17 protein-coding genes and 1 pseudogene are annotated in these 26897 nt (G+C 69.9%); 7 read left to right on the top strand and 11 right to left on the bottom strand.

Annotated features, from left to right (window positions below):
- Window positions 1–710: 710 nt before the first annotated feature.
- Window positions 711–4340 carry a DNRLRE domain-containing protein gene (locus E2E34_RS02905; protein WP_208765129.1) on the top strand — a complete coding sequence of 1210 codons (3630 nt, stop codon included), beginning with the start codon at window positions 711–713 and terminating at the stop codon, window positions 4338–4340.
- Window positions 4341–4398: 58 nt separating this feature from the next.
- On the opposite strand, the gene E2E34_RS02910 is transcribed toward E2E34_RS02905, so the two are convergent.
- Together E2E34_RS02910 and E2E34_RS02915 are read right to left on the bottom strand one after the other, a co-directional pair.
- Window positions 4399–5049 (bottom strand): SMI1/KNR4 family protein, encoded by a 651-nt coding sequence (locus tag E2E34_RS02910; protein ID WP_138900306.1) that lies wholly within the window; start codon window positions 5047–5049, stop codon window positions 4399–4401.
- 495 nt (window positions 5050–5544) lie between these two features.
- Window positions 5545–6747, bottom strand: a complete 1203-nt coding sequence (locus tag E2E34_RS02915; RefSeq protein WP_138900307.1) for a hypothetical protein — start codon at window positions 6745–6747, stop codon at window positions 5545–5547.
- Between the two features lie 1134 nt (window positions 6748–7881).
- On the opposite strand from E2E34_RS02915, the gene E2E34_RS02920 reads away from it, so the two are divergent.
- From E2E34_RS02920 to E2E34_RS02930, 3 genes are all read left to right on the top strand, one after another.
- Window positions 7882–9327, top strand: coding sequence for an MFS transporter (locus tag E2E34_RS02920; RefSeq protein ID WP_208765126.1), 1446 nt, complete (start codon window positions 7882–7884; stop codon window positions 9325–9327).
- Window positions 9328–9675: 348 nt separating this feature from the next.
- The gene (locus E2E34_RS02925) at window positions 9676–11133 is read left to right on the top strand and encodes an MFS transporter (RefSeq protein ID WP_208765127.1); all 1458 of its coding nucleotides are present in this window, start codon (window positions 9676–9678) and stop codon (window positions 11131–11133) included.
- Window positions 11134–11216: 83 nt separating this feature from the next.
- A complete protein-coding gene (locus E2E34_RS02930; RefSeq protein WP_244315476.1) occupies window positions 11217–11975 on the top strand; it encodes an alpha/beta fold hydrolase in 759 nt (252 codons plus the stop codon).
- Window positions 11976–12093: 118 nt separating this feature from the next.
- Here E2E34_RS02930 and E2E34_RS02935 read toward each other — a convergent pair whose 3' ends face one another.
- The 4 genes from E2E34_RS02935 to E2E34_RS02950 form a co-directional block, all read right to left on the bottom strand.
- On the bottom strand, window positions 12094–13512 hold the full coding sequence (locus E2E34_RS02935) for a diacylglycerol kinase family protein (protein WP_138900333.1): 1419 nt from the start codon (window positions 13510–13512) through the stop codon (window positions 12094–12096).
- Window positions 13513–13562: 50 nt separating this feature from the next.
- Window positions 13563–13970 carry a DUF7144 family membrane protein gene (locus tag E2E34_RS02940; protein ID WP_138900308.1) on the bottom strand — a complete coding sequence of 136 codons (408 nt, stop codon included), beginning with the start codon at window positions 13968–13970 and terminating at the stop codon, window positions 13563–13565.
- A 14-nt stretch (window positions 13971–13984) separates the two neighbouring features.
- Window positions 13985–14467 carry an SHOCT domain-containing protein gene (locus tag E2E34_RS02945; RefSeq protein WP_138900309.1) on the bottom strand — a complete coding sequence of 161 codons (483 nt, stop codon included), beginning with the start codon at window positions 14465–14467 and terminating at the stop codon, window positions 13985–13987.
- Window positions 14468–14618: 151 nt separating this feature from the next.
- A complete protein-coding gene (locus E2E34_RS02950; RefSeq protein ID WP_138900310.1) occupies window positions 14619–15290 on the bottom strand; it encodes an HdeD family acid-resistance protein in 672 nt (223 codons plus the stop codon).
- Window positions 15291–15471: 181 nt separating this feature from the next.
- Here E2E34_RS02950 and E2E34_RS02955 point away from each other — a divergent pair, with 181 nt between their 5' ends.
- Window positions 15472–16056, top strand: coding sequence for a potassium channel family protein (locus tag E2E34_RS02955; protein WP_138900311.1), 585 nt, complete (start codon window positions 15472–15474; stop codon window positions 16054–16056).
- 226 nt (window positions 16057–16282) lie between these two features.
- On the opposite strand, the gene E2E34_RS02960 is transcribed toward E2E34_RS02955, so the two are convergent.
- The 5 genes and pseudogenes from E2E34_RS02960 to E2E34_RS02980 form a co-directional block, all read right to left on the bottom strand.
- Window positions 16283–16480 carry a DUF8691 family protein gene (locus E2E34_RS02960; protein WP_138900312.1) on the bottom strand — a complete coding sequence of 66 codons (198 nt, stop codon included), beginning with the start codon at window positions 16478–16480 and terminating at the stop codon, window positions 16283–16285.
- A 123-nt stretch (window positions 16481–16603) separates the two neighbouring features.
- Window positions 16604–17125, bottom strand: a complete 522-nt coding sequence (locus E2E34_RS02965; protein ID WP_138900313.1) for a hypothetical protein — start codon at window positions 17123–17125, stop codon at window positions 16604–16606.
- A gap of 20 nt (window positions 17126–17145) precedes the next feature.
- Window positions 17146–18774, bottom strand: a complete 1629-nt coding sequence (locus tag E2E34_RS02970) for an MFS transporter (protein WP_138900314.1) — start codon at window positions 18772–18774, stop codon at window positions 17146–17148.
- Between the two features lie 178 nt (window positions 18775–18952).
- On the bottom strand, window positions 18953–21622 hold the full coding sequence (locus E2E34_RS02975; RefSeq protein WP_138900315.1) for a winged helix-turn-helix domain-containing protein: 2670 nt from the start codon (window positions 21620–21622) through the stop codon (window positions 18953–18955).
- A 181-nt stretch (window positions 21623–21803) separates the two neighbouring features.
- A pseudogene (locus E2E34_RS02980) lies at window positions 21804–23630 on the bottom strand (glycoside hydrolase family 15 protein).
- A gap of 303 nt (window positions 23631–23933) precedes the next feature.
- Here E2E34_RS02980 and E2E34_RS02985 point away from each other — a divergent pair.
- Both E2E34_RS02985 and E2E34_RS02990 read left to right on the top strand, forming a co-directional pair.
- On the top strand, window positions 23934–26033 hold the full coding sequence (locus E2E34_RS02985) for a SpoIIE family protein phosphatase (RefSeq protein ID WP_244315478.1): 2100 nt from the start codon (window positions 23934–23936) through the stop codon (window positions 26031–26033).
- A 172-nt stretch (window positions 26034–26205) separates the two neighbouring features.
- Window positions 26206–26847 (top strand): GAP family protein, encoded by a 642-nt coding sequence (locus E2E34_RS02990; RefSeq protein WP_138900316.1) that lies wholly within the window; start codon window positions 26206–26208, stop codon window positions 26845–26847.
- Window positions 26848–26897: the final 50 nt, after the last annotated feature.

Consider the following 26897-nt stretch of genomic DNA (forward strand, 5'->3'; position numbering starts at 1 on the left):
GTGGTGCCCCGCCGCACCCCCGGCGACCGCCCGCGCCGAACAACCTGACCACCGGACACGGGAGACAGCGAACCCGCCAACCGGAATGCGGCGAGATACTGCGACCCCACTTGCTCCGCCTCGGTGACAACAAGCCTGCCGCTGGTGACAACTGTCGCGCTCCGGCTCAAACGGGTACTTGATGACGACGGCCCGGACGGACGGACGCCAGGTCGGCCGCTCCAGCGCCGGCCACCGCTCACCCTCCTTGCAAGTGCTTGTCCTGCGGGCGCTCACGGAGCTTGCCGACCCCTCCCTTCACGGTGGCCGTCCGGCGTGAACGGGCTGCGCAGGCGCGGGCCCAGCTCCACTCCCTCTCTCGGTACCGGTACCGGCAGGCCAACTCCGTCTCGCACTGCGGGCGTTCTCTCGAAAGTCCTAGCGGCGAACACCCCCACGGCGTAAGGTCCTGCGCTTGTGCGCATCGCACACACGTTTGAATTTTCGTCCGAAGAGAGGCAAGACCGTTCGTGTATCCATCCAAGAACCTGGCCGGGACGCGTCACAGCAGACGCCTGTATCCCCGCCTCGCGTTAGGCGCCGCGGCGCTCCTGGTCGCCGAAGCCGCGTTCATCACCGGCACTCAGGCAGCCGCCGCACCCAAACCCGAGCCCGCCAGTAAAGCCGTCACGCCGGCCCAGCCCACCCGGGCGGACAACCTCAAGGCCGACATGGCGTGGGCTCACAAGCACGCCAAAGGGTCCAAGGCATGGGCTGTCGTCCAGGCCAAGCGCACAGGTAAGAAGGTGGTGGCCACCGACGAAACGAATGCCACCACGTACACCGTCGCCAACCCCGACGGCACCCTGACCACGGAACTCACCTCCGGCCCCGAACGGGTCTGGCGCGGCGGCAAGTGGCACAAGGTCGACATCTCCCTCGCCGCCGGTGCGGACGGAACAGTCACGGCGAAGAATCACCCCACCGGTCTGCGCCTGTCGGGCAAGAGCGGCGGATCCGCGCCCGTCTCGCTCCTGGCCGCGAAGGACGCCCCCGCACGGGACTTGGTCACGCTGGGATCCGGCGACGACAAGGTGACCTTGCAGTGGAAGGGCGGACTTCCCACCCCGGTCCTCGACGGCACCCGGGCCCGGTACGAGAACGCGGTGCCCGGCGCGGACGTCATCGTCGAAGCGACGCGTACCGGGTTCGAGCAGTTCGTCGAGATCGCCTCGAAGCCGGCCGCCGCCAGTGCGTACACGTACACGCTGCCGGTCAAGACCGACGGCCTGAAGGCGAAGCCGAACAGGGACGGTTCGGTCACCTTCACCGACACGAAGACCGGCGAGGTACGGGCGACGATGCCCGCCCCGGTCATGTGGGATTCGACCGTCGACAAGCGCTCGGGCGAGCACACCCGCCGCGCGCCGGTCGCCATGAAGGTCATCGACAAGGGGCGTGGGGAGGTTGACCTGGTCGTCACCCCGAGTGCGAAGTTCCTCGCCGACCCCGCGACGAAGTACCCGGTGACCGTGGACCCGTCCACCTCTGCCCTGGGGAACACGTTCGACACCTACGTCCAGCAGGGCGAGACTGTCGACTGGTCGGCCGATACGGAACTCGACCTGGGCAACCCCGGGACGAAGAACGCGAACGGAACCTACCGCACGGCCCGCTCCTTCATCACGTGGAACACCGAGCCGATCGCGGATTCTCTCGTGTCCTCGGCCACGCTGTCCCTGTACAACTTCCACAGCGGCAACGACGACTGCACCGCACAGCCGTGGGAAGTGTGGTCGGCGAACCAGGCCACCACAGCCAGCCGGTGGACGAGCCAGCCGACGATGGCACAGAAGTACGCCACGTCCACGGCGACCCGCGGTAACCCCTCGTGCGGAGCGGACGGGTGGATCACCGCCAATGTCACCAGCCTTGCCCAGCACTGGGCCGCGCAGAAGTGGGCGAAGGCCGGCATGGGGCTGCGCGCGACGAGCGAATCAGTGATCGCGCAGTGGAAGCGGGTGAACTCCGCGAACAACACGGCGAACCAGCCGAAGCTTTCGGTCACCTACAACTTCCGCCCCGAGACCGGGACAGCACAGCAGGCCGGTGCCCCGTTCAGGTCATACGCAGGTGTGTGGGCGGTCAACACCACAACCCCGGTCCTGCGGGACAAGTTCGCCGACAAGGACGGCGACAAGGTCAATGGGACCTACCAGATCTACGATGCTGCGACGAACACGCCGATCGTCACCCCAGCCGGTGACGGAGTGATCGTCTCTCCGTTCGTCGAGCCCGGAGCATGGGCCCCCGCGACAGTGCCGGCCGGGCAGCTGAAGGACGGCAAGACGTACAAGTTCCGCAGTTCTCCGTACGACGGCACGCATTACAACACGGAGTGGTCGCCGTGGGTGCAGTTCGTCGTCGACACCACCGCGCCGGTTCGCCCGGCGTCGGTAGCCTCGTCCACGTACCCGGAGAACTGGGGCGGTGGAGGCGCTGGTGTCGCCGGTTCCTTCGACGTCACCACCGGTGCGCCGGACGCCTATGAGGTTCGCTACCGCCTCGACCCGTACTCCGATGATCCGGCCAACGTCGGATGGACCACGGTGCGCACGAGTGCCCCGCTGGCGTCGAGCAGGGCCGCGGCTGCTGATGCCGCCTACACACTCACTCCCGCAGCGGACGGCAACCACGTAGTGCAGACCGTCTCCGTGGACCGGGCCATGAACGTCTCCCCGATCCGCGACTACGGGTTCACCGCCGGAAACCGGGACTACAACCGGGCGCAGAAGATCAACATCAAGCTTCCGGCCAACGACAGAACCTCGCAGCAGCCGGATCCGTCCGACCCGCCGAAGCCCGCATGGGACCCGTGGAAGCAGGGCGGTCAGGCCAGCACCTTCAAGACCGGCAAGGGCACCCAGGTCACGATCACCCCGAAGGACCAGGCATCTCTGGCGTTCACAAGGAAGGCCGCGAAGCGCCTCACCGCCTTCGCCCCTTCGTACCCGGATCCGGTCGTCGCTGATGCCTGGTGCCAGCCGAGCCTGTACGGCGCCGCGCAGAAATCCCTGATGACCCGCACCGAAGCGTGCGTGTTCTTCGATCTCCAGTTCACCGCGGAGAGCAAGTTCGAGGACGGCGTTGTCCCGGTGAAGTACCGGGCCAACTTCGAGGTCCACTTCCAGGTCAAGACCGACGCCCACGGCGACGCCATCAAGACCTGGGTGCAGATCAATCCGGTGTTCAACAACTTCCCGGGCGATGAGCGCGCGGTCGTGATGGGTGCCGGTAACCCGGGTGCCTGGTTCGACTCGATGTGTGTGAGCGACGGATGCAACACGGGCGGCGACAGTGCCCGGCAGAACTTCGACTTCTTCGGTGACCTCACCTGGAAGGGAGGCATGAACGGCTCAAGCCCGGTCGACACCCACATGGCCACCGGCACGGCCGACCACAAGTGGAACGGCAACGTCAACAAGGCTTCCGGCACCACCGACAACGACCAGTCGAAGAGCATGCCCGTCTTCTTCTCCGGCCGTCCTGTCACCGAGGTGGAAGCACCTCCCGGCCTGAACGGCAGGAAGGGTGAATGGAGGGACGACTACGCGTCCTGGCAGTCCCCGTCGCTCGTCGTGACCTGTGACAAGGTCGCTTCCTACGGCACCCCGGGCTGTGTGCTGCCGCAGTACGCACCGACGTACCACTTCAACACCGCCGCCTACCCGGAGGCAGCCGCGCACGCCTGGCTGATCCAGAACAAGTCGAAGGTCAAGGGCATCGGGCAGAGCTGGAAGTCTCCGCTCCAGTACCTGCCGCCGGAGACCAGGAACAAGCAGGCGTACGACCCCCAGAAGAGCCGCGATGCGATGTGTACCAGGTACAGGGGGCCGAAGTCGGCGGGCACCGGATGGGTTCCGCGCAAGACGTTCCTGCCCCACCCGAAGACGGCCCTGCACCACAACGGACCGCACTTCGACGAAGTCAACTGCGACGAGTTCCCGTTCGCCTCGACGTACCAGTCCGCCGGTATGAAGCAGACCGCCGGCGGTAAGAACGAGGCGCTGAACGGCGGCGCGGACTGTATGCAAACCGTGTCCGCCACCGCGGACGACGGAAGCGTGCACTTCCTCGACGACACCCGGTACGACGCCCCGACGTTCAACGAGAACTGCGGACGGTCCTCGATGTCAGGTGATGTCAACCAGGGGTCGATGCAACCATTCGGAACGTTCGCGAGAGAGATGCGGCTGCTCGACGAACAGGGCTACTTCCTGGACCCGGGCAATGACTGGTTCAAGGGGTGCGACCCCTCGAAGGCCGATCTGATCTGCACCATGACCAAGCCCGCACCCTGAACCGACTGCGGTGCAACGGACAGCCCCCATCCGGGACCGGGTGGGGGCTGCCCCTTTTCTAGTGCACGGGCCGCCAGTCGGCGGCCGTCTCGTCCAGTCGCGGAGACTGCGGGTCCTGCCAGATCAGACAGCCGTACACGATCCCAGGTACATCGGAACCCATCCGCTCGGCCGGGCCCTCGACGAGGGTCCGGGCGACGGTTTCCAAGTACGCGGCGATCGACGGGTACAGCGGCTCCCCCATGAACATGCCCTCGTAGCTGCTCCACTTACCGAGCCCGGTGGCCGACAGGTACAGGCCGGTGTCGGTCGCTTCGGAGTAGTTGCCGAAGGGGGCAGCCCACTGTGCGCCCTCCCAATAGTCCTTGCCCTGGTAGTCGAAGCCGGCCAGCCGCGGCCGGATCGACTGAGCGGGGGTGAGCAGCAGCCCGTGAGGCAGGAACTGCCCCGTACCCACCTCGCCCTCTTCGTCGTACTCGTCGATGTCGAGCTGCCGCACCCCGCCGGCCACCTTCCACAGGGCGATCAGCTCGGGCGGGAAGCCGTACCCGCAGTGATGCCTGAGCCGGCTTTCCGCTTCCTCTATCTCGGCCTCGGTGGCCGGGGGAAGAATCGAAGCGTGCGAGGTAGGGGCGTACTCCCGTAACCAGGATTCGACGCGGGCCCACGCGGACGTGACGTCTGCCGCTTCGCTGTTGTTCTTGCTCATCCGGTTTCTCCGTTGTATCGGTAGGGCCAGTGCATGCGGATCTTCCCCCGCTGAACGTGCTCGCGTCATGCGGCAGGGCACTTTGGCGCAGCGCCGTCCACTCCTCCTGCGTCACGGACACCGTTGCGAGTCTGCTCGACGGTGGCGGGGTACGGCGTACTGGTCACAGTTCCGTCCAGCTTCGTCGGCGGTGGTCCGCAAGGGCCGCAGCGTCTTCGGGATCTTCGAGGAGGCTGACCAGCAGACAGGTGATGAGGTCGTGGTCAGTGAGCGCCATGGGAACCCGGCGTGGAGAGCAGACTCTCCTCGCTCATGCCCACAAGCTCATGCACCAGGTCAGCCACCTCTTTCGCCAGTTCAGCCTCAGGCCATGACCCAGGCTGGGCCCGTCGCCCCGCAAAGCGCCTGTGAGGCCCTGTACCGCCGCCCGGAGGGCGGCAATGCCTGTGCCAGAGCACTTCGGTTGGCGAGCTCCGCCAGGTGCCGCCCTCAGGTTCACGGTGTGGTGTGCGCCTTGTGCACGCCTCCCGGTGGGGCGATGCTCCAGGCGCCGCGCGACTGAACGTACAGCAGGCCGGCCTTCCTCGGGGCGACGGCCGTTGCCGTGAACGAACCGTTCCCCTGGCACAGGAGCGCCCCGAGCCTGAAGTTCGGCCGAAGCTCGTGGAGTGAGAAAGCGGTCCCGTCGTGCTGGGTGACCCGCAGGGGCACCTGGCCGCCAAGGTGCCGAAGGACATAGGAGCCGGTCGATCCCAGTTCTCCCTCCAGGAGCGGAATCTCCTCCGGCGGATGCAACCAGATCCGCCACCGTCCCTTGGTGTTCATCTGGAGACGTATCGCATCCCGGCCGTCGGACTCGATCGGAACGATCACCCGCGTCAGCGGGGAGCCGTGCGTGAGGATCTGTCTGGGCCGCCTGTTGTCGCCGGCCGGGCTGGTCAGCTCGACCCACGAGTTCGTGGCCCGCTCCAGCTGGACCACCAGCAGGGCCGGCTTCCGAGGGTCAGTACGAACCAGCTGGGCTCCCGTAGAGCCGCGGCTTTCCCAGCGCTGCCGCACACTCGTGCGCCGGGGCCAGGTCTCGTACGGGTCGGGAGAAGCGAGCGAGAAGGGGTGGGGCGGAGGGGCCGAGGTCGGGAGACGCTCCGTGCGCCTCTTCGCGCCGGCGGCGCCGGCCACGTTCGGGACCGACGCGGGCTGCGTGGCCGGCCGTTGCTCCCGCAGACCGTTCTCGATCGGCGGCATCCCCTCCGCCAGGCGTACGGCATCAGCTGCGCACACAGCGATCACCCGGGCGGCACCTTCGGAAGGCGCCCAGCGGACCTCCTCGGCCGACTGTCCGTGACGGGGGTCGAAGAAGCACAGTGGACGCCGCTGCGGGCGTGGCCGTCTTTCGACCACGGCGTCCACACAGGCCAGCGCATGGCGCCCCTCGTCGAGGGCGCGCAGCACATCGACGGCGTCCCGGAGGTTCCGGTCGCCGACGAAGTTCTGCTTCGCCTGCTCGTACGCGTCCAACGCCCGTTGGTAGTCAGCGAGGACACCAGGATCATCCTGGTGCCGGCCCGGTGCGAAGGGGTGCCCGGCGAGCATCTCACCGAAGGCGGTGATCTCCGCATCGACCTGGGCAAGTTCATCCTCGCGCCTGCGTCCGCTGCTGAACAGACCGGCGATCGCCCCCACTATCCCGTCAGCCATACCTGCGATCGTAATCGTGCCGGCCGGGTTGGGTATGTCACTTGCCGCCCGGCGTTCCTCTTCCCCGCCGAGTTGAACTCGCCCCGCCGTACTGGTCCCGGGATCCTGCCACAGGCTTCGCAGATGCTGGTGCACGAGTGAGTACATCGGGCTCGCGCGCAGACGCGAGGCCGCCTTCTGGACGGAATCCATTGGAGACGGCGAGACGGTCGAGATCGACGAGCAGGGCCTGCGCGGCACCGTGCTTCGACCAGCCGTAGTGATGGGGACCATCTCATTGCAGAGGTGGATGTCGCCCTGTCCGAGCAGTCGTTGCTCGCCGTTGGCCTCCGAGCGTCCCACACCCTCGTTCTGCAGGGCGATGCCGATGACGGGTACGGCCTCCTGGCGTATGTGGCACGCGGTCCGGGGCAGCCGGTGTTGCTCGACGCGAAGAGGGTGAGGCCGCCGAGCTGCCACGCCCCCACCCGGGCCCGCAGACCCGACGCGTGCTCTTCGTGCGAGAAGCGCTTCGGCACGGACGCTTGGTTGTGCGTGGAGTGGAACGCTCCACGCTGGGACACCGGTACGGCATCAGTGTCGAGCAGCAGCATGTCCCCACACACGGTCAACGAGCTGGAAGCCGATTGTCCGACGGCGTCCTGCACCTGCCAAGCCAGGAATGGATCTGACCGGCGGTCCGGGAAGTGACGGGGCGGCGCTCGCTGTGCGACGTGAACGCACCCGAGCTGGACGAAGGACCGACGTACGGTGAGCAAGGCCACCAGCCGACGGGCGTCGGCGTGCGACGAGGCACCCCAAGGACAGCGGCCCCGCCGGCAGCATGCGAATTATTGCGTTGCAAAGACGGCCGGGGACGTTTTAGCCTCGTGTGGTTCCGCCGGTGCCCGTTCCGGGGCCCGGCGCTGTGTTTCGAGGTGATGACGTATCTCCCAGGCCAAGTAGCCGCTCGTTCCGAGGCTCTTTCCGGTTGTCCGCAATGGCGGGCTCCCGACGCATGCCTCGACGGCGGTGCTCCTTGATGGCCTGGGCTCGTTGCACCCTGCTTTCCCCTGTCGCGTTGTAGGCGTGCGGGGGCATGCCCAGGCCTGCCCCCGCCCCTATTCCTTCTGTACGCGAACAGGAACCTTCCTCGTGTCAACCGACACCCGTACCCACGGCCATCCACGCCCCGCAGGGGCCGGCCGTGCCGCCATGATCATCCTGGTCGTGGTGCTGATCGCCGAGCTGATGAACGCGCTCGACGGCTCGATCGTCCACGCCGCCCTGCCGTCCATCCAGGCGGACACCGGTGCCTCCAGCGCCGCGGTGCAGTGGATCCCCGCCGCATACACCCTCACCTTCGCCCTCGCCCTGATCACGGGCGGACGCCTGGGGGACCTCTACGGGCGCAAGCGGGTCTTCATCGCCGGTACCGCCGTGTTCACGCTGGCCTCACTGCTGTGCGGGATCGCGACCGGCCCGGAGTTCCTGGTCGCCGCGCGGGCCCTTCAGGGCGCAGGCGCGGCGGCGATGGTGCCGCAGGTCATGGCCACCATCGCGGTCACCTTCGACGGGGAGTCCCGTGCCAAGGCGTTCGGCCTGTACGGCATGATCATGTCGCTCGGCGGCGTCCTCGGGCCCGTCCTGGGCGCCGTCCTGACCTCTGCCGACATCGCCGGTCTCGGCTGGCGGGCGATCTTCCTGATCAACCTCCCCATCGGCCTGGCCACCGCGCTGTTCGCCCTCCGGTTCATTCCGGAATCGCGGGAACAGCAGGCCAGGCGTCTGGACCCGCTGGGCATGCTGCTCTCCAGCACCGGCCTGCTCCTTCTCGCCTACCCGCTCACTGTGGGCGGCGAGAAGCACTGGCCTGCGTGGAGCTTCGTCATGCTCGTCACGGGCGTGCTGGTGCTGGCGGCATTCGTGGCCCAGCAGCGGGCGAAGACCCGCAAGGGCGGCTCCGCCCTGATCGCGCTGTCCCTCTTCGAGAGCAAGGCGTTCGCCGGCGGGCTCGCCGCCCAGCTGGTCTTCGGACTCGTGTCCGGCGTGTTCCTGCTGACGTGGGTGCTGTTCATGCAATCGGGCCTGCGACTTTCGCCCGGGCAGTTCGCTCCGGCGTCCGTCGCCATCTCCCTCGGCGGCATGGCCGGTGCGATGCTCGCCTCCACATGGGCGGGACGCCACATGCGGCGCGTGCCGCAGGCCGGGGCGGTGCTGATCGCCTGCACCCTGACCGGCTACCAGCTGCTGGTCTCCGCCCAGCAGACCGGGATGCCGTTCGTGGCCGCCGTCGCCCCGATGATCCTCGTCGGGGCCGGTTTCGGGATGGTCGGCGCGGGTCTTGCCGGCCTCACCCTCAGCCAGGTCGGCCACGAGGACGCCGGATCCGCGGCGGGACTGTTCAACACCGCCATGCAGCTCGGTACCGCACTCGGTATCGCGACGGCCTCCGTGGTGTTCTTCCACCACTCCCCCGCGGGCAGCCACGGCACCAACGTGACCGAGGCGTTCGCGGGCAGCATCTGGTACGTCATCGCCGCTCTCGCGGTGATGTGGGCGTTGATGTTCCGGCTGCCCAAGGCGGTCAACACCGCCTGAAGCCACGGTCGGCGGCCCGTCCTGTGGCGGGCGGGCCGCCCCGTGCCGGGGGCGGGGGCCGCCGGCCCCCGCAGGGCGTGAGTACGTCTCCGGCCCCGGTCTTCCCTTGTTCCCTTCCCTGGTGCGGACGTGTTCCGCCGGTCCTCGATGTGAGGTGATGACGTATCGCCCAGGCCCGATAGCCGTCCCACTTCCCGGCGCGGACAGCACCCTCGCGGTGCCGTACCGACGTGTCGGCGTCGACGGCGCCTCTTCTCTCGGCCTGGGCCCGCCCCCTCTTCCTGTGCGCAGTCGGCGTACGGGGCCCTGGCCTGCCCGTATCCCCGACTCCCACCGGAAGCCCCTCCCGTGTCCCACGACACCGACCAGACCACCACCAGCCCGCCGCGCGCCGGAGCGCCGGCTCCGGGCCGTGCCCGGGCCGTCACCCTCGGCGTCGTCCTGACCGCAGAGCTGATGAACGCGCTCGACGGCTCCGTCGTCTACACCGCCCTGCCCGCCATCGCCGCCGACACCGGCGCCACCACCGCTGCCCTCCAGTGGATCGACGCCGCCTACGTCCTGACCTTCGCGCTCGGCCTCATCACCGGCGGCCGGCTCGGCGATCTCTACGGCCGCAGAAGGATCTTCCTGGGCGGTACTGCCGTCTTCACGCTGTCGTCGCTTCTGTGCGGGATCGCGAGTGGTCCCGACCTGTTGATCGCCGCTCGGGTGCTCCAGGGCGCGGCGGCCGCGGTGATGGTCCCGCAGGTCCTCGCGACGCTGCACGTCACCTTCGACGAGGGCTCCCGGGCGAAGGCGTTCGGGCTGTACGGGACCGTCATGTCGCTCGGCAGCGTCATCGGCCCGGTCCTGGGCGGTGTCCTGACCCAGGCCGACCTGTTCGGACTGGGCTGGCGGCCCATCTTCCTGATCAATCTGCCCATCGGGATCGCCGCCGTCGTCCTCGGCCGGCGCTACCTTCCCGAGTCCCACGACCGCACCGCCGGGCGCCTGGACCCGCTCGGCATGTTCCTGTCCGCGCTCGGCCTGCTGCTGATCACGCTCCCGCTGACGATGGGCGGCGAACACGACTGGCCCGTCTGGACGTTCGCGACGATGGCCGCCGGCCTGCTCGTCCTGGCGGTGTTCCTGGTCCAGCAGAAGAGCAAGATGCGCAGAGACGGCTCCCCTCTGGTCGTGCTTTCCCTCTTCACCGGCCGCACCTTCAGTGCCGGGCTCGCCACCCAACTGGCCTTCGGCCTCCTGTCCGGCGTCTTCTTCCTGTCCTGGGTCCTGTTCCTGCAGAACGGTCTCGGCCTCACCCCGGGCCAGGCCGCCGTCGGCTTCGTCGCCGCCTCGCTCGGCGAGATGGGCGGCGCCTGGCTCGCCATGAGCCTCGTCGCGCGCTACGGACGAGCCCTGCCGCAGGCCGGGGCGCTGCTCTCCGCCGCCACCCTGTCCGGCTACCACCACCTCATCACCGTCGAAGGCGCGGGCATGGGAACCGTGTCGGCCGCGGCCCCTATGCTCGCCGTCGGCTTCGGACTCGGCATGATCGGCGCCCCGCTCGCCGACCTCACCCTCGGCAAGGTCGCCCAGCAGCACGCGGGGTCGGCCTCCGGCCTCTTCAACACCGCCACCCAGCTCGGCATCGCGCTGGGCACCGCCCTGACCACCGTCGTCTTCTTCACACACATCAGCGCCGTGACCCGCGGCCCCGACGTGAGCACCGCTTTCGCCGGCAGCATCTGGTACGTCGTCGGCACGCTCGTCACGATGTGGGCGCTGATGCTCCTGCTTCCCAAGCGGACCGGCATGAGCTAGCAAAGCTCACTGGTGCTCAGGCTGATCGGTCGGTGCCAGGGGCAGGTTCGTGTGCCGTCTCGGGGGGACCTAGGCTCAACTTCGTGCGCAGCTACTTCTTGCATGACGGTCGGCAGATGTCCTACCTGGACTTCGGTGGTCCTGGCCAGGTGCTGCTGGCGGCACATGGTCACTACAACGAGGCGGCGGCGTTCGCGGCGCCGGCCGCGGCGCTGGCGCCGCAGTGGCGGGTGGTCGCGCTGGACCAGCGCGGGCACGGCGAGTCCGATCGCGCCGCCGGTTACGGTCGGGAGGACTACGTCGCGGACCTCGCCGCATTCCATGAGCACCTGGACGTGGGTCCCGTGCCGCTGCTCGGCCATTCTCTCGGCGGGGTGAACGCCTATCAGTACGCGGCCCGGCATCCGGAGCGCGTCACCTCATTGATCGTTGAGGACATCGGTGCGGTCGTCGACATCGACACGGGCTTCACCGAGCGGCTGCCGGATCGAGCGCCGACGCGCGAGGCTCTGGTGGCCGCGCTCGGCCCGGCGGCGCCCTATCTGGAATGCTCCCTGCGTCCATCGGATCAAGGGTGGGGCTTCTCCTTCGACCAACAGGACACCATCGCGTCGCAGAAGGCCCTGAGCGGGGAGCACTGGGCGGACTGGACGGCTGTCGCGTGCCGGACCCTGCTGATCCGAGGTGAGCACAGCGACGAACTGTCCCACGACCATGCCCGCGAGATGATCGCTCGCCACATCGGCCCGGCCCACCTCATCGAGCTGCCCGCCGGCCATGTCGTACATCACGACGCCCTGGCCCTCTTCACCACCGCGGTCCGCACGTTCCTCGACGGCTGACGCTCAACCAGCCCGGCAGCCATGGGCACCAGTGTCGGCGCGGCTGAGACGTCCCGGTGGATGGGGCACCGCCCCGTCGCCGGTGGCAAGTCCTGGGTTGGCGAGCGCGACCGTACTCTCAAGCGGATGGCCGGCTCTGAGACTCGTCGTCGATGTGTGCGCGACGCGAGCCGCCCCGTCCGTGCTCGTCATGCTGCGATCCGAACGCCAACCGAGCAACGCGTCGCCAGTCTGCGGCTTGCCCCTTCAGTGGCGCGTGGGGGCGGCCGCGTGGCACTCGTACCCGCAGCGCCCCGGGGGCGGTCCGGCACACCACAGGTGCCTGCAACAGAACATGCTCGCCGTCAATGCCGGCCGGGACAGTGGCCGTCTCCGTCTCCACAACCACCGTCTGCGCCTGAAGCCGGACGAGACTGCCGGAACGGGCGCCGCGTACGATCCGTGCCGCCTGGGCGGTGTTGGCGACGCGCACGCCGATCACGCCGAGGAGGCCGGAGTCGAGCCGTTCCCTGCGCCCGGGGTGGGCCAGGTCGACGGCCCGCTGGTACGGGTTGTTGCTGATGAGCAGCGCTTGCAGTCCGTCGGCGTGCACGGTGCCGGCCCGCATCCTCAGCGTCGGCGCATCCGGGCCGGTGAGCAGATGGGGCAACGACTGCAGGGTCGTCTGCACCTTTTCGCCGCGGTAGGCGGGGTCACCCACGACGGCCGCGTACGTCCCGAAGGAGGCGTTGTTGACGAACACCCGGTCGGCGGCGAACCCGAGGTCGACCCGGAGTTCGACGCCGTCGGTGAGGGCCTGGAGGCTCGCTGCCGGGTCGTCGCGGTCCAGGCCGAGATCGAGGGCGAAGTGGTTACGGGTGCCGGCGGGGATCACCATGAAGGGCACTTTGTGCCGCGCGGCCACCTCGGCCACCAATGCCTGGGTGCCGTCTCCGCCCGCTACGGCCAGCAGGTCCGCACCCTCGGCCACGGCCTCACCGGCCAGCTCGGCGGGGTCTCGGTTGTCCGTACCGAGCAGCACGACACGGGCGCCCGCGGCCCGCGCTTTGTCCACCAGATGGAAGCGTTCCACTTTACCGCCTCCCGAGCGTGGATTCATGAGGATCCAGGGGTGGCGGGGTGCCTCAGCGGGCGCAGACGCACGGCGGGAAGCAGCGTGTTCGCGGGCCACGGCCTTGTGGGCCGCCATCACCGCCAGTACCCACAGGACCAAGGAACACAGCGCGGGCCACAGCATGCCGGCCGTGGCGTACAGGGTCAGGACCGCAATCGGCGCCATGACCGACAGCGCCACTCCCGCCACCCTCATCACACCGCTGTGGGCCAGCACCCACCACACTCCGATGGCGGCGACAGCCAGCCCCGCGAGGCCGGCCAGCACCCAGAACACACTGCGCAGGCCGGCGCTGACGAGCGCCACGAGCACGCTTGCCAGCAGCGCGAGCAGCGCCAGGCGGGCCCAGTTCGCACGGCCCACGTCACGGGGTGCCGCAGGTCGTCGTGCCGGCTCGCCCAGGTAAGCGCTGTGTCGGCCCATCCGGCGCATCTCCGCTCCGCAGCTCGACGTTCGCGGCTTTCACCGCGGGATCACAGGTCGTCCGGCCGTACCACGCACAGAGCCCAGATGATGAACCCGGACACGATGATCATCACGATCGACCAGGCCGGGTAGTACGGCAGGGCGAGGAAGTTGGCGATCACGAGGAGCCCGCCGATGGCCACGCCTGCGACACGTGCCCACGTGCCTGCTGTGAAGAGTCCGAAACTGACGATCAGGGCCACGACGCCCAGGATGAGATGGATCCAGCCCCAACTGGTGAGGTCGAACTGGAAGATGTAGTCGCGTGTCGTGACGAAGACGTCGTCCTCGGCGATCGCCATGATGCCGCGGCAGATGTCAAGCACGCCTGCGATCATCAGCATGACCGCTGCGAATACCGTCAGACCTCCGGCCCACTGACGCTTGGCCGACCGTGTGTGCGAGAGCGGTGTCATGTCGCTGCCTCGATTCAGTCTCGGGCGGTGCCTTCAGGCGTGAAGGACGAGCCGCCCGCCCGTCCCGACGCTCCCGAGCCGCTCAGGACGAGCTCCTTCGCCCGGCGGAACTCCTCTTCGGTTATGTCGCCGCGGGAGCGGATCTCCGACAGCCTGGCGAGTTCGTCGACGCTGCTGGCTCCGCCATGGCTGCCCTTGGCCGTCTCGCGGATGTAGTCGTCCATGGCGTGCTGTCGAGCGCGCGCCTGCTCGATCTCCCGACGGCCCATGTTCCTGCCCCGGGTGATCACGTACACGAACACGCCCAGGAAGGGGAGGACGAGGACGAAGACCAGCCAGCCGGTCTTGGCCCAGCCGCTCAGGGTGTCGTCGCGGAAGACGTCGCTGACGATCCGGAAAAGCAGGATGAACCACGCGATCCACAGGAAGAACACGAACATGGTCCAGAAGACGCTCAGCAGCGGAAAGTCATACGCGAGGTACACCTGCTCGTTCATCGCTTTCCTCCGTCCCGGGCGTTTCGCCCGGCAGCCGTTTTTGTGCCGCTTCCAGCCTGTCCCTCGCATTGGTTCGCGTCCTCACCCGAGGCGGGTGAGAGCACCGGCCGGAATTCGCCCGGCGGCCAGTGAAGGCGTAGGGGCCCTGCACCTACCCGGTGGGGGCGTCCGGTGGGCCTGTCGGTCGTGACCTGGCGAGCGCGGCTCGCCAGGCGAGGGCGACCGCCACCTCGGCCAGGCCGAGCAGGACCAGCCACAGGCCGAGCAGCCGGGTCAGCGCCCGCGCCGAATCGGCCGGCAGGGCCAGGACCACGATGCCCGCCACGACGGCGAGCAGCGCGGCGCCGAGGACGATGCCGCGGTGGGGCAGGTTCTTGGTGGCGATGGCCGCGTACAGGGTGAGGATTCCGGAGACGAGCCATACGATCCCGGTGATCAGGGAGAGCGCGGCGACCGTCTGCAACGGGTTCCTCAGGCACAGTACGCCGGCCAGGACGTACAGCACCGCGAGAAGCAGTTCGGGCAGCCGTTCGCCGGGCTCCCTGCGGGCGAAGGATCCCACGAACCGGAAGGCCCCGGTCACGAGCAGGTACAGGCCGATGAGGACGGCCAGGACGTGCAGGGTCTCCCCCGGCCAGACCAGCACCAGCACGCCGGGTACGAGCGTTGCCGCCGCCGAACCGAGGATCCATGTCCATGAGCGTCCGAGTCGCGCCAGGATCTCGGCGGGGTCGCCCGGTGGCGGTGGGACGCCTTCGTCGCCGGTGCGCGGCGGAGCCTGTTGCTGTCCGGTACGCGGTGCCGGACCACGCGGCACGGTCATCGTTCCTCCTCCTGTGGTCGGTGATCCGCCGACGCGGCAGTGCCGGTGGACCTCGCCGGGCCAGTGTCGTACCCGGTGATGAGGGCAGGGGTCACCTCCGGCGGGTGATCCGCGCGTACCGCCCGGGGCGGTGAGGTGGATGCCGGGAGATGTGCGCGGCTCCGCGGAACGGACGGACGACATGGACGAACCAGAGACTGCCCGGCCGGAGCCCGGCGGGTCCCGACGGGCCCCCCGTCGTGGGCCGTCGGGCCGACGCAGGGCGGCGGCCGTGTCCGGCGCCCGGGCGGTGAGCGTGTCGGTGGGCCTGGTGGCTGCCTACTACCTGCTGCCTCTGGACGAACGGGCAACGGGCGCTGCCTGGGCCATGCTCGTGTTCGGTCTGCTGGCGGTCGCCCTGGTCTTCGCTTGGGAGGCACGGGCCATCGTGCGATCGCCTCATCCTCGTCTGAGAGCTGTCGAAGCTCTGGCCGCCACCCTGGCGTTGTATCTGGTGCTCTTCGCCAGCGCCTACTACCTGCTGGAGCTTTCCGCCCCGGGGTCCTTCAGTGAACCCCTGACCAGGACGGACGCGTTGTACTTCACGCTCACCACTTTCTCCACCGTCGGGTTCGGCGACATCACCGCCGACTCCCAGACGGGGCGGGTGGTGACGATGGTCCAGATGGCCGGCGGTCTGCTGCTGGTGGGCGTCGCCGCGCGCGTCCTGGCGGGTACGGTGCAGGCGGCGTTGCGGCGACAGGGCCGGGCGGCGCCGCCGGAGTGAGGGGCATTCAGCTTGAAGGAAGTGGTGTGGGAGGGGTCGTCGTGGTGAGTGCCGGCGCGGTGATCGCACCAGTGCGCCGACCGCGACGACCGTGACGTCGAAGCGCCTCGTTCTGCGGCCGTTCGAGCACGACCTCGCGCCGAAAACCGGCGACCAGCCGCCCCGAGCAGCCGGCCCCGTCCCACAGCCTGCGTGGGACGGGGACGGCATGCCACCGCGCAGCGCGTCACTCCGGAAGTTGACGCATCTCCAGGACCCGCAGCCCCAGTGACTGGCAGCGGGCCAGCAGCCCGTACAGGTGTGCCTCGTCGACGACGTACCCGAACATGACGGTCTGGCCGGACATCACCACGTGATCCAGCTCCGGAAAGGCGCTGGTCAGCGGCTCCGACATGTGTCCTTCGACGCGGATCTCGTAGCGCATGAGCGGCTCTCCCGCGGGCAGCCCGGGGCGTGTGGGTTTCGCGTTCCCTCCCATCGTGGGTCTCTGTACGGCGTTGTGCCTCACCCTGTGCAGGTGAGCGTGAGCCGGCACCGGGCTTCGGTGTCAATGGGTCAGGAAGATTTTGAACGAGATGATCAGGAGGCCCACGACGAGGTTCACCGAGGCCGCGACGCACACCATCCCCCAGGCCGCGCCGGCACGTCGCGCTGCCGCGGCCGACCAGCCCACCTGGCCGGCCACAGCCACCGCCAGAGCGAACCACAGGGCCCCCTGCACATCGAGGCCCAGCAGGGGGCTGACCGCCACGGCGAGAGCCGGCGGGACAGCAGCCTTGACGATCGGCCACTCGTCGCGGCACACGTGCAGCACGGTCCAGCGGTCCATGCCGTGCGCCGTCAGACGCGCGCCGAACAGGTGGGCGTGCACGTGCGCGATCCAGAAAGCGATGCCGGTGAGCAACAACAGGAGCACCAGTTCCAGGCGCGGGAAGGAACCCAGGGTGCCGGCGCCGACGACCACGGAGGCGGCCAGCATGGACCCGTAGACGCCACCGGTGTAGTCGGCGTGGGACCGGCGTTCGGCGCGGGGCCGCACGCGGGGTGTGGTGTTCCCCGAACTGGACATCGTCTGCCTTCCGCTGTGGCTCAGTGCGATCGGTCGGACGCGTCGGCGTCGGCGTCCTCGCCGGGTTGCTTCGTACGGCCCGTCTGCCCGGCCGGCAGGTGCCGTGTGACCAGGAAGCTGGCGAGCGTGACACCTCCGGTGGCGAGGATCGCCGCCTTCAGGCCGTCCAGCTGCGCCGATGCGTACGAGTCCGCCAGGGCGTCGACCTCCGGCGGCGGAAGCCCCGCGCGCTCGGCCGCCGAGCGCACCTGGTCGGTGGGAACGAAGCTGACCCCGGCCTGGAGGGCGACACTGGTTTGCCGGCGTGCTTCGTCCGACAGCCGTGGGTCGTCCTGCACCTGCGTGGTGAAGGCGTGGGCCAGCGACCCGATCAGCAGCGACCCGATGAGCGCCGTGCCCAGCGCGGAGCCCAGGTTCTGCGCCGTGTACTGCAGTCCGCCGACCTCGCTGCGCTCCACCTCACCCACGCTGGACTGGACGACGTTGCCCAGTTGCGAGGCGAGCAGGCCCATGCCCACGCCGAGCAGTGCCATGGCACCGGCGAACTGGGCGTCGTCGATGACCGGGTCGACGGTGGCCAGCAGCCACACGATCGCCCCGGCCAGGGTCAGCAGGGCCAGCCGGACGACCCGGCGTGGGCCCGCCGCCCGTCCCAGCCGGGCGGCGATCAGCGAGGCCGCGAGCATGGTGACGGAGACCGGGAGCAGCCGCAGACCGGTCTGGAAAGCGTCGAAACCCTGAACGACCTGCAGGTACAGCGGGATGGTGAAGAACAGGCCCAGCAGGATGAGGTTTTGACTGACCAGCGCCATCAGGCCGGAGCGCAGTACGGGCCCGCGCAGCAGGGACAGGTGCACCAGCGGATCGGCGCCACGGGCTTCCCGGTGCCGCTCCCAGTGGGTGAAGAGGGCCAGTACGGCCGCACCGGCGCCGACGACGAACAGGGTGGGGGCGAAGCCCAGCACGGTGAACGGCGGGTTGCGGGGCTGGACCCATCCCCACGTGCTGCTCTGCAGCACCCCGAACACGCCCAGCGCCAGACCGGCCGCCGAGAGCACCGCGCCCACGCCGTCCAGCCGGGAGCGGGGTCCGGTCCGGGGGGCTTCCGTGATCACCCGATGGAAGCACAGGACGGCGGCGACGACCACGACCTCACCGGCGAAGACCAGCCGCCAGGTCAGGTACGTCGTCACCCAGCCGCCCAGCAGCGGGCCGATCGCGATTCCCGCGCCGGCCAGGCCCCCGATGATGCCGTAGGCGACGGCACGGTCCCGCCCGCGGTAGGACTCGGCGACCAGTGCCGCCATGGCCGGCAGCACCATCGCGGCTCCGAGCCCTTCGATGACCGACCAGCCCAGCGTGAGGACCCAGAGCGTGGGAGCCGCGGCGGTCAGGGCGGAACCCGTGCCGTAGACGATGAGACCGGCGAGGAAGAGGCGGCGTCGCCCGAAAATGTCTCCGAACCTGCCACCGATGATCATGAAGGCGGCCATGACCAGCGCGTACAGCGTGATGACGGCCTGGACCGCCGTGACTTCTGTGTCGAAGTCCTCGACCAGTTGGCTGATGGAGACGTTCATGACGGACGTGTCCAGGACCATCAGGAACTGGGCGGTGCCCAGGACGATCAGCGCCCGCCAGTGCTTCACGCTGCTCACCTCTCCGAGTCCGCCGGACGGCGGCCGGTACGCACCGGGCCATTACGGCAATCTCAGCGCGGCAGCTCCGGCGGCGCCTCACCCCCTGCGGGCGAGCCGGACACCGGGACACCGCCGCCGGCAGTCCTGCCGCAGGCGCGCCGGGTGTACGTCGGCGCTGTCCGCCGGTTCACAGCAACCGCAGCTCGCGGGCGCGACGCACCGCGTCGGTGCGCCGGTTGACCGCCAGCTTCCGGTAGACGCCTTTGAGGTGGGTCTTGATCGTGTTCACCGACACATGGAGGTCGTCGGCGATCTCCTGCGTGGACATCATCTCGGCCAGTCGTCGCAGTACGTCGCGCTCGCGCTCGCTCAGTTCCTCTACGACCGGCGCAGGCCGGTCCGGCGAGCCGGGCGTCCGGCCGGGCGGTACGGCGCCGGGGGTGAGCCACCCCTCGGCCAGCCCACGAAGGGGCGCCACGCACAACAGCGGACGGATCCATGGACCCGCTTCCAGGAAGGGACGCCGCAGCCTCTCGCGCCGCGCCTCCCGCAGGGCCTGGATCAAGAGCCGGCGCGCGGTGGCGACGTCCCCCGCCCGGTCCGCCGCCTGCGCCCTCACGAGCACGGCCCGGACCGTCACCCCCGGGCCGGCGCGGGCTTCGGGGCGCACGGTGTCGAGCAGGGAGATCGCCGCGCCGGGGTCGCCCGCGGCGAGGCGGGCCCGCGCGGCCTGTACGGCACACGCCACCTGCCCGTCGGGCACGGCGTGCAACGCCCTTGCTGCCGCCTCCGGCCGCCCTTCGGCCAGGTGCGCCGCGGAGGCCATGAGTGCCGTGTGCCCCGATGCCCAGGGAGAGGCCACCTCGGCACGAACGGCCGGTTCCGCCGCCTCGACCGCCGCGCGCGGCTTGCCGCGCGCCAGCAGCAGACGCGCGGTGGCGATGGCCCGGCCCGCTTCGGTCACCGGGTCCCGCATCGAACCCGGTGACGCAGACACCGAGTCCACAAGGGCCTGGGCTTGATTCAGTTCGTTGCGGTCGACGGCCACTGCTGCCTGGACAAGCCTCCCGATGCCGGAGCCGGACGGCTGCGGCAGGCCGAACCGATGGGTCGCGGCGATGGCCTCCTGTGCCTTGCGCTCCGCCCGGCCGAGCCAGCCGTCCAGGTAGTCGATGAGAGCCAAACGCCCCAGGGAGTCTTCGCGTGGGAGTGCCGTAGACGCTCCGCCGGGTGCGCCGGCCGCCTGCGTCAGGGCGGCGCGTGCGTCGTCGAAGCGCCCCGCCCACAGCCGCGTCGAGCCCACATGGGAGAGCAGGAGGGCGGTGAGTTCCGGATGGCTGTCCAGGAGGCCGGCAGGGACCTCGTGACGTACGTGCTGGGCCATCGCTGCGGCCCTCTCGGCCCGGTCCGGAGAACCGGCCAGCCGCGCCGCCAGCGCCTCCAGCAGGGCGCAGCTCAGCCGCGCCGCGCCCTGGTCGCCCGCCTCCTCCTGGCCCAGGTTGGACTCCGCGCGGTGCAGGTGGGCCAGACCCCGGTCGAGATCGCTCCGGGCCAGGTCACGCGCCGCGCGCACGATGTCCGCGGCAGGGCTCGCGGCTTCGGGCCCCATCCCGGAGAACAGTTCGGCCAGGTCGTCGCAGCGCCGGCCGGTGAAGAGCTGCCCGATGGCGAGATCGTCCACGAGTGCGCCGGCGGTGAACTCCCAGTCGCCCGCGGCGGCCCCGTGACCGAGCGTCTGTTCGAGGGGGCCGGGGCGTCGCAGCCAGTGGGCGGCCCGTCGGTGCAGCTCGGGGCGCAGGCCCGGATCCCGTACGCGCAAGTGGGCCCGCAGGATCTCGCCGAACAGCGGGTGGAGGCGGTACCAGGAGTGCCCGAGGTGCTCGACGAACGCGTTGTCCCGGTGCAGGGCGACAAGGGTGGCCTCGGCGTCGGTGCGCCCGGTCAGCGCGTTCACCTGGTCGGGGCAGAAGCGGTCGAGAACACTGACACGCAGCAGGAGGTCCTGCGTCTCGGAGGGCTGGCGCTTGAGCACCTCCGCGAGCAGGAAGTCCGCGACCGTGGTGCGATCGCTCTCGAACTCCTTGAGGTAGCGCTCCGCGTCCGGGCGCTCCTGTGCGGCCAGGGCGCACAGCCGCAGACCTGCGGCCCACCCCTGGGTGCGCCGCACGAGTGCGCGTGCGGCGTCCATCGGCAGGTTCAGTCCGTGCAGCTCCAGAAGGACCGCCGCCTCCTCGGGGGTGAAGGCCAGCTCCGCACCCCGGATCTCGGTCATGTCGCCTGCCGCCCGGTACCGGTGCAGGGGCAGCAGCGGTTCGGTGCGGGTGACGAGGACCAGACGCATCCCTCGCCCCGCGTGGTGGACAACGAACTCCAGCTGTTCGGCGATCTGCGGGTCGGTCACCCGGTCGTACTCGTCCAGCACCACGATCACGGGTTCGGACCGGGCACTGAGGTGGGCCGCGACGCGGGCCAGCAGCGTACGGTCCACGCGGTGCGCGTCGGCGGGGCAGCCGATGTCGGCGGGCATCGGGACACCGGCCACGCACAGGGCCTGGAGCAGGTACGCCCACAGGATTCCGGGGCTTCGGCCGCTCCCCTCGGCCGTGAGCCAGGCGACGGGCTCGTCCCTGCCCGCGACCCAGTCGGCGACGAGCAGGGTCTTCCCGGCGCCGGCGGCACCGTTGACCATGGTCAACGGAGTAAGAAGTGCCTGGTCGAGGTGGCGGGTGAGTCGCGGGCGCGACAGGAACGTCGCCGGGCGTGTGGGGACGGCGAACCGGGTGAGCAGGAACGGCTCCCCCTGCGGATCGGCGTACGAGGATGTGAGGCCCTCCTCGTTCTGCGGGTGCCCGGCCATGGCGCTCACCACCACCCTTCGTCAGGCTGTGGACAACGCTCCTCCCCCAGGATGGCAGTGCTCCGCGCGTATGCGCGCGGCGAGACGAGGCACGGCCCGTGGACCGGCTGCGGCGTGTCCCGGCCGGTCTTGCGCCCCGCGTATGCCCGGTCCCGGTCGCCAAGGGGCTCGGTCGACCCGCTCAGAAGCCGGCGGTGTCCATCTGGTGATCGAGGGAGAGGGCCGCCGTGATCAGCGCGAGGTGAGTGAACGCCTGCGGGAAGTTTCCGAGCTGCTCTCCGGTCGGTCCGACCTCCTCGGCGAAGAGGCCGGCGTGGTTGGCGTAGGTGAGCATCTTGTCGAAGGCGTACCTGGCGGGACCGAGCTGCCCCGCCCGCGCGAGCGCGTCGACGTACAGGAAGCTGCACAGCGAGAACGTGCCCTCGCTGCCCCGCAATCCGTCGGGAGACGCCTCGGGGTCGTAGCGGTAGACCAGGCTGTCGGAGACAAGCTCGTCGCCCATCGCCTCCAGGGTGGACAACCAGCGCGGATCCTTGGGCGAGATGAAGCCCACCGAGGGCATCAGCAGGAGTGACGCGTCGAGGGTGGTGTCCTCGTACTGCTGGACGAACGCCCGCCGCCTCGTGCTCCAGCCACGTTCCATGACCTGGCGCAGGATGCTGTCGCGAGCCGCGCTCCACCCCGCGAGGTCGGCGGGCCCGGGCGAAGTCACGGGCCATGCGGAGGCCCTGGTCGAAGGCTGCCCAGCACATCAGGCGGCTGTACGTGAAGTCTTTCTGCCCGCCGCGGGTCTCCCAGATGCCCTCGTCCGGCCTGTCCCATGCCTCGACCAGCCAGTCGAGCACTCCGGACAGGGCCTGCCAGCCTTCGTAGGGCGGTACGTCCCCCTCGTGCTCCACCCCTTGGGACAGGGCGAGCACGGCCTCCCCGTAGATGTCGAGCTGCCGCTGGTCGGCGGCGCCGTTGCCCACGCGGACCGGCGCGGAACCGCAGTAGCCCTCGAAGTGGTCGAGGACCTCCTCGGGCAGTTCCGGGTCACCGTCGATGCGGTACATGATCTGCAAAGGTTCGCCACTGACGGTACGTCCGGCTCGCAGACGGTCGCCGAGCCAGGTGCGGAAGGCATGAGCCTCCTCGGTGTAGCCCAGCCCGAGCAGCGCGCCGACCGACATCGAGCCGTCTCGCACCCAGGTGTAGCGGTAGTCCCAGTTGCGTCCACCGCCGATCTGTTCGGGCAGACCCATGGTGGGCGCGGCGACGGGCGCTCCTGTCGGCGCGTACGTGAGCAGTTTCAGGGTGATCGCCGCCCTGTTCACCATGTCCTGCCAGCGCCCCCGGTACCGGCTGCGGTGGACCCACGCGTGCCAGAAGTCGCGCGTCGCCTCGAAGAGTGCCATCACGCTTGCCTGCGTCGGCGCGGGGTCGGGGGCGTCGCCGGTGTCGCCCAGGGTCAGCACCACGGCGGCGAACTCTCCCTGCCCCAGCTCCACCTCGCTGCGCACATCGCTGCCTTGCCCGCTCCACCGCACCGGGCCGACCGCTTGAAGCCGGGCCTGGGCGCCGGGGGCGTCGAAGTGGACCGTGTCCTCGCCCACGTCGACCCGGTGCCCTGCCCGGCCGTAGTCGAAGCGCGGCCGGCACTCCAGCGAGAAGCGGACCCGGCCGCGGGTCACACCCGCAGGATCCGCACCAGCCGGTGGTGGGCCGTAGCGCGTTCAGGGCGCTCCACCGGCATGAAGTCGACCACCTCGCCCACGCCGGCCTCCGACAGGAAGCGGGTCACCAGGACCGCGGTGTCCTGCAGGTACAGCTGCACCGGTGGGCGGTGGGTCTTGGCGGAGACGGTGAAGTGCCCACCGCGGTCGCGGTCCAGAAGGGAGGCGAACACACTCGGCGAGTCGAAACGGGGCGCGCACAGCCAGTCCACCGTGCCGTCGGAGGAGACCAGCGCGGCGGTTTGCAGATCTCCGACAAGCCCGTGGTCCGCTATCGGCGGATAGCCTCGCATGATCAACACTTCCTTCTGACCGGCGTGCCGGTACCGGGCTGTGGGCACCGCATCGCGCCCTCTTGTCGGCCACCATCGCCACACACGTCCGCGCCGGCATCCCCCGCCACGGGTGAGCTCCCCCGCCCGCGGGGCGCCGGACAATGGTTCCCGCACCACCCGTGCCCGCCGCCCGGTGATCCGGGAGTGCCGGCGCCCCGCCACGGCGGCCATCGCCGAGGGCACGACGGACAACGCTGAACACACACCCGCACCCGCATTCGCGGCAGCCGAGGGAGCAGGACGGATCTCGGAGGTGGTCCCGTGGCGCAGTTCGATCCCGGCCGGCAGGTGGACGAGATCGCGGCCGCGATGCTGGAGGCCCTGTTCACGCAGTCACCGGTCGGCCTCCACCTGCTGGACGAGAACCTGCGCGCGGTGCGGGTCAACACGGCCACACCCGTCATGCGGGGCGTGGCCCCCGAGACCCTGCTGGGGCGTCCGTTCAGCGAGGTGTACGGCATGGTCCAGGACGACGACACCGAGGCGCTGCTGCACGAGGTACTGCGCACCGGGGTTCCCCTGACACAGCGCGTCGTGCGGGCACGCGTCGGGGGCGACCAGCCGCAGGAGCGACACTTCGAGGTCACCGCGCTGCGCCTGGAAGGGGCGCACCGCTCGGTGCTCGGCGTGGGACTCACCGCCGTGGACGTCACCGAACGGGAGAGGGCCCGTGTGCGTACCGGCGTGCTCGGCTCCGTGCGCCGGAGCGTGGGACGCACGCTGGATCCGGCCGTCACCGGTGAGGAACTGGTCGAGGTCCTGGTTCCGGAGTTCGCCGACATCGCGGTGGTGGAGGTGGTGGACGCCGTGATCCGCGGCGACGACCCGCCGGTCGCACCGCTGCCACCCGGCACGCCCCTGATGCGCACCGCGTTCCGCAGCAGGCGCACGGGTTCGCCGCCCGCGCACCCGGTGGGCGGCGTACGGCGGCTGCCCGCTCGCACGCCCTTCACCCAGGCGCTGGCCGATCTGCGTCCGCGGGTGGTTCCGCTGAATCCGGCCGCCTCATGGCTGTCTCTCGATCCGCCGGTCGCGGAGGCGGTCCGCTCCTCGGCGGCCCACTCCCTCCTCGTCGTGCCCCTGGCCCTGCGCGACGCGCCCTTGGGCCTCGTCAGCCTCTACCGCACCAACGGCTCCTGGGCCTTCGAGGACGCCGACCAGGAGCTCGCCGTCGAGCTGGCCGCACACACGGCCCTGTGCGTCGACAACGCCCGGCGCTACACGCGCGAGCACACCGTCGCCGCCACCGTGCAGCGGCAGTTGCTGCCCCGGCGCCCCGAAAGCCACATGTCGCTGGAGACGGCCTACCTCTCCGTAACCGGCGGGGATCCAGGCGCCTGGTACGACACCATCGCGCTGTCCAGCGCCCGCACCGCCCTGATCATCGGCAGGGTGTCGGGCAGTGGCCTGAACGCGGCTGCCACCATGGGGCAGTTGCGCACCGCGATCCGCTCCCTGGCGGCGTTCGACCTCGCCCCCGACGAGCTCCTGGCCCGCCTGCAGGACACCGCACGCCAGCTGGCCTCCGAACGGGCGCACCTGCCGCCCGGCGACCCACTGCACCGGGAACCTCTCACCGCCGACTGCGTGTACGCGGTCCACGACCCGCTGACCGGCACCTGCACGACAGCCGCGGCGGGCGCGTTGGCCCCTCTCCTCGTGCGCCCCGACGGCACCGTCTTCGCCCCCGGCACACCCGCCGGACCCCGCCTGGGCACCGTGGAGGACGCGCCCTACGCCGCCGACGTCGCCGACGTGCCGGACGGCAGCGTGCTGGTGTTCGCCAGCGACCCGCTGCTCACCTCGTCCCTCACCGACGCAGCGGGCCCCTTGCCGTCGACACCGGACTACCGCGACCGCCCGCTGCGGGACCTGTGCGACTCCCTCGTCTACGCGCTCCCGTCCCGGCGCGACGCGGACGACGCCGCGGTGATCGTCGCGCGTACCCGCTCCTTCCCCCGCGACCGGTTCGCCGTATGGCCCCTCGGCGGCGACCCCCATGCCGTGGCCGACGCCCGGCGCCGCATCCGCGGACAACTCACCGCGTGGGACGTGGACGACGAGACCGCGTACAACACCCGCCTCATCGTCAGTGAACTCGTCACCAACGCCGTCAAGTACGGGAGCCCACCGCTCGAACTCCGTCTCATCCACGACCGCACCCTGACCTGCGAAGTACGCGACGCCAGCGCGGGCGCACCACACCTGCGTCACGCCAACACGGTCGACGAAGGCGGACGCGGCCTGTTCATCATCGCGCAACTGGCGCAGGCGTGGGGCGTCCGGTACACGGCGACGGGCAAGACGCTCTGGACCGAACAGGCGCTGCCCGACGCCACGCGACACAAGGAGGCACCGTGACGCCGACAACCCGCGCCCGCGCACCGGCTGTTCCCCGCGGACCAGCCCCGCACGCTGCGGGTCAGTGACTTCGGTCCCAGGACCACCGCAGTACGTGAGGGCCCACCGCGCGTCGGTCGCGTCGGTGCCTTGACGAACGGACGGCGCGTCTGAGGGAGGAGAGCGCAGGCAGATGACCCTCGACCTGGTCCTCATAGGGCTGGCGATCACATTGGAGCCGCTCCCGGCCATGGCCTTGATTCTCTTGCTGACCGCGGACGACGGAGTACGCAAGGGACTGGCCTTCATTCTCGGCTGGCTCGCGTGTCTGGTGCTGGTCATCGCCTGCGTTCTGCTCTTCACCGACGGGTCACCTCCCCGAGCGCACACGGTGCCCTCGACCACCGCTCTCGCCGTCAAGCTGATCATCGGAATCTGGCTGATCGCGTACGGGGTGCGCAAACGGCGCGAAGTACACGGGCCGGGGAAGACCCCTGCCTGGCTGGCGAAGCTGCACGACGTCTCACCCTGGTCGGCCGCCGGCATGGGGGTACTCATCCAGCCCTGGGCCCTTGTCGCAGCGGGGGCCTCGACCGTGATGCAGGCCGACCTCTCCCGGGCAGCCTCCTGGCTGACCCTGATGCTGTACTGCCTCCTGGCCACCGCCACTCTTCTGACCATGGAGCTGTACGCCACGTTCCGGCCCGCTCGCGCCGCGGCCAGGCTCCAGGCGCTGTTCAGCTGGATGACAAGCCACCAGGACCAGGCCGTGGTGATGGTGTCCCTGTTCCTGGGCTTTTGGCTGGCCGGCAGGAGCATCTACGAACTTCTGTGACACGGGCACCTCGCCGACCGAACCCCACGCTCACACGGCCACGCCCTGAT

It is taken from the genome of Streptomyces albidochromogenes, assembly GCF_005981925.1.
In the GTDB taxonomy this organism is placed as follows: Bacteria; Actinomycetota; Actinomycetes; order Streptomycetales; family Streptomycetaceae; genus Streptomyces; species Streptomyces albidochromogenes.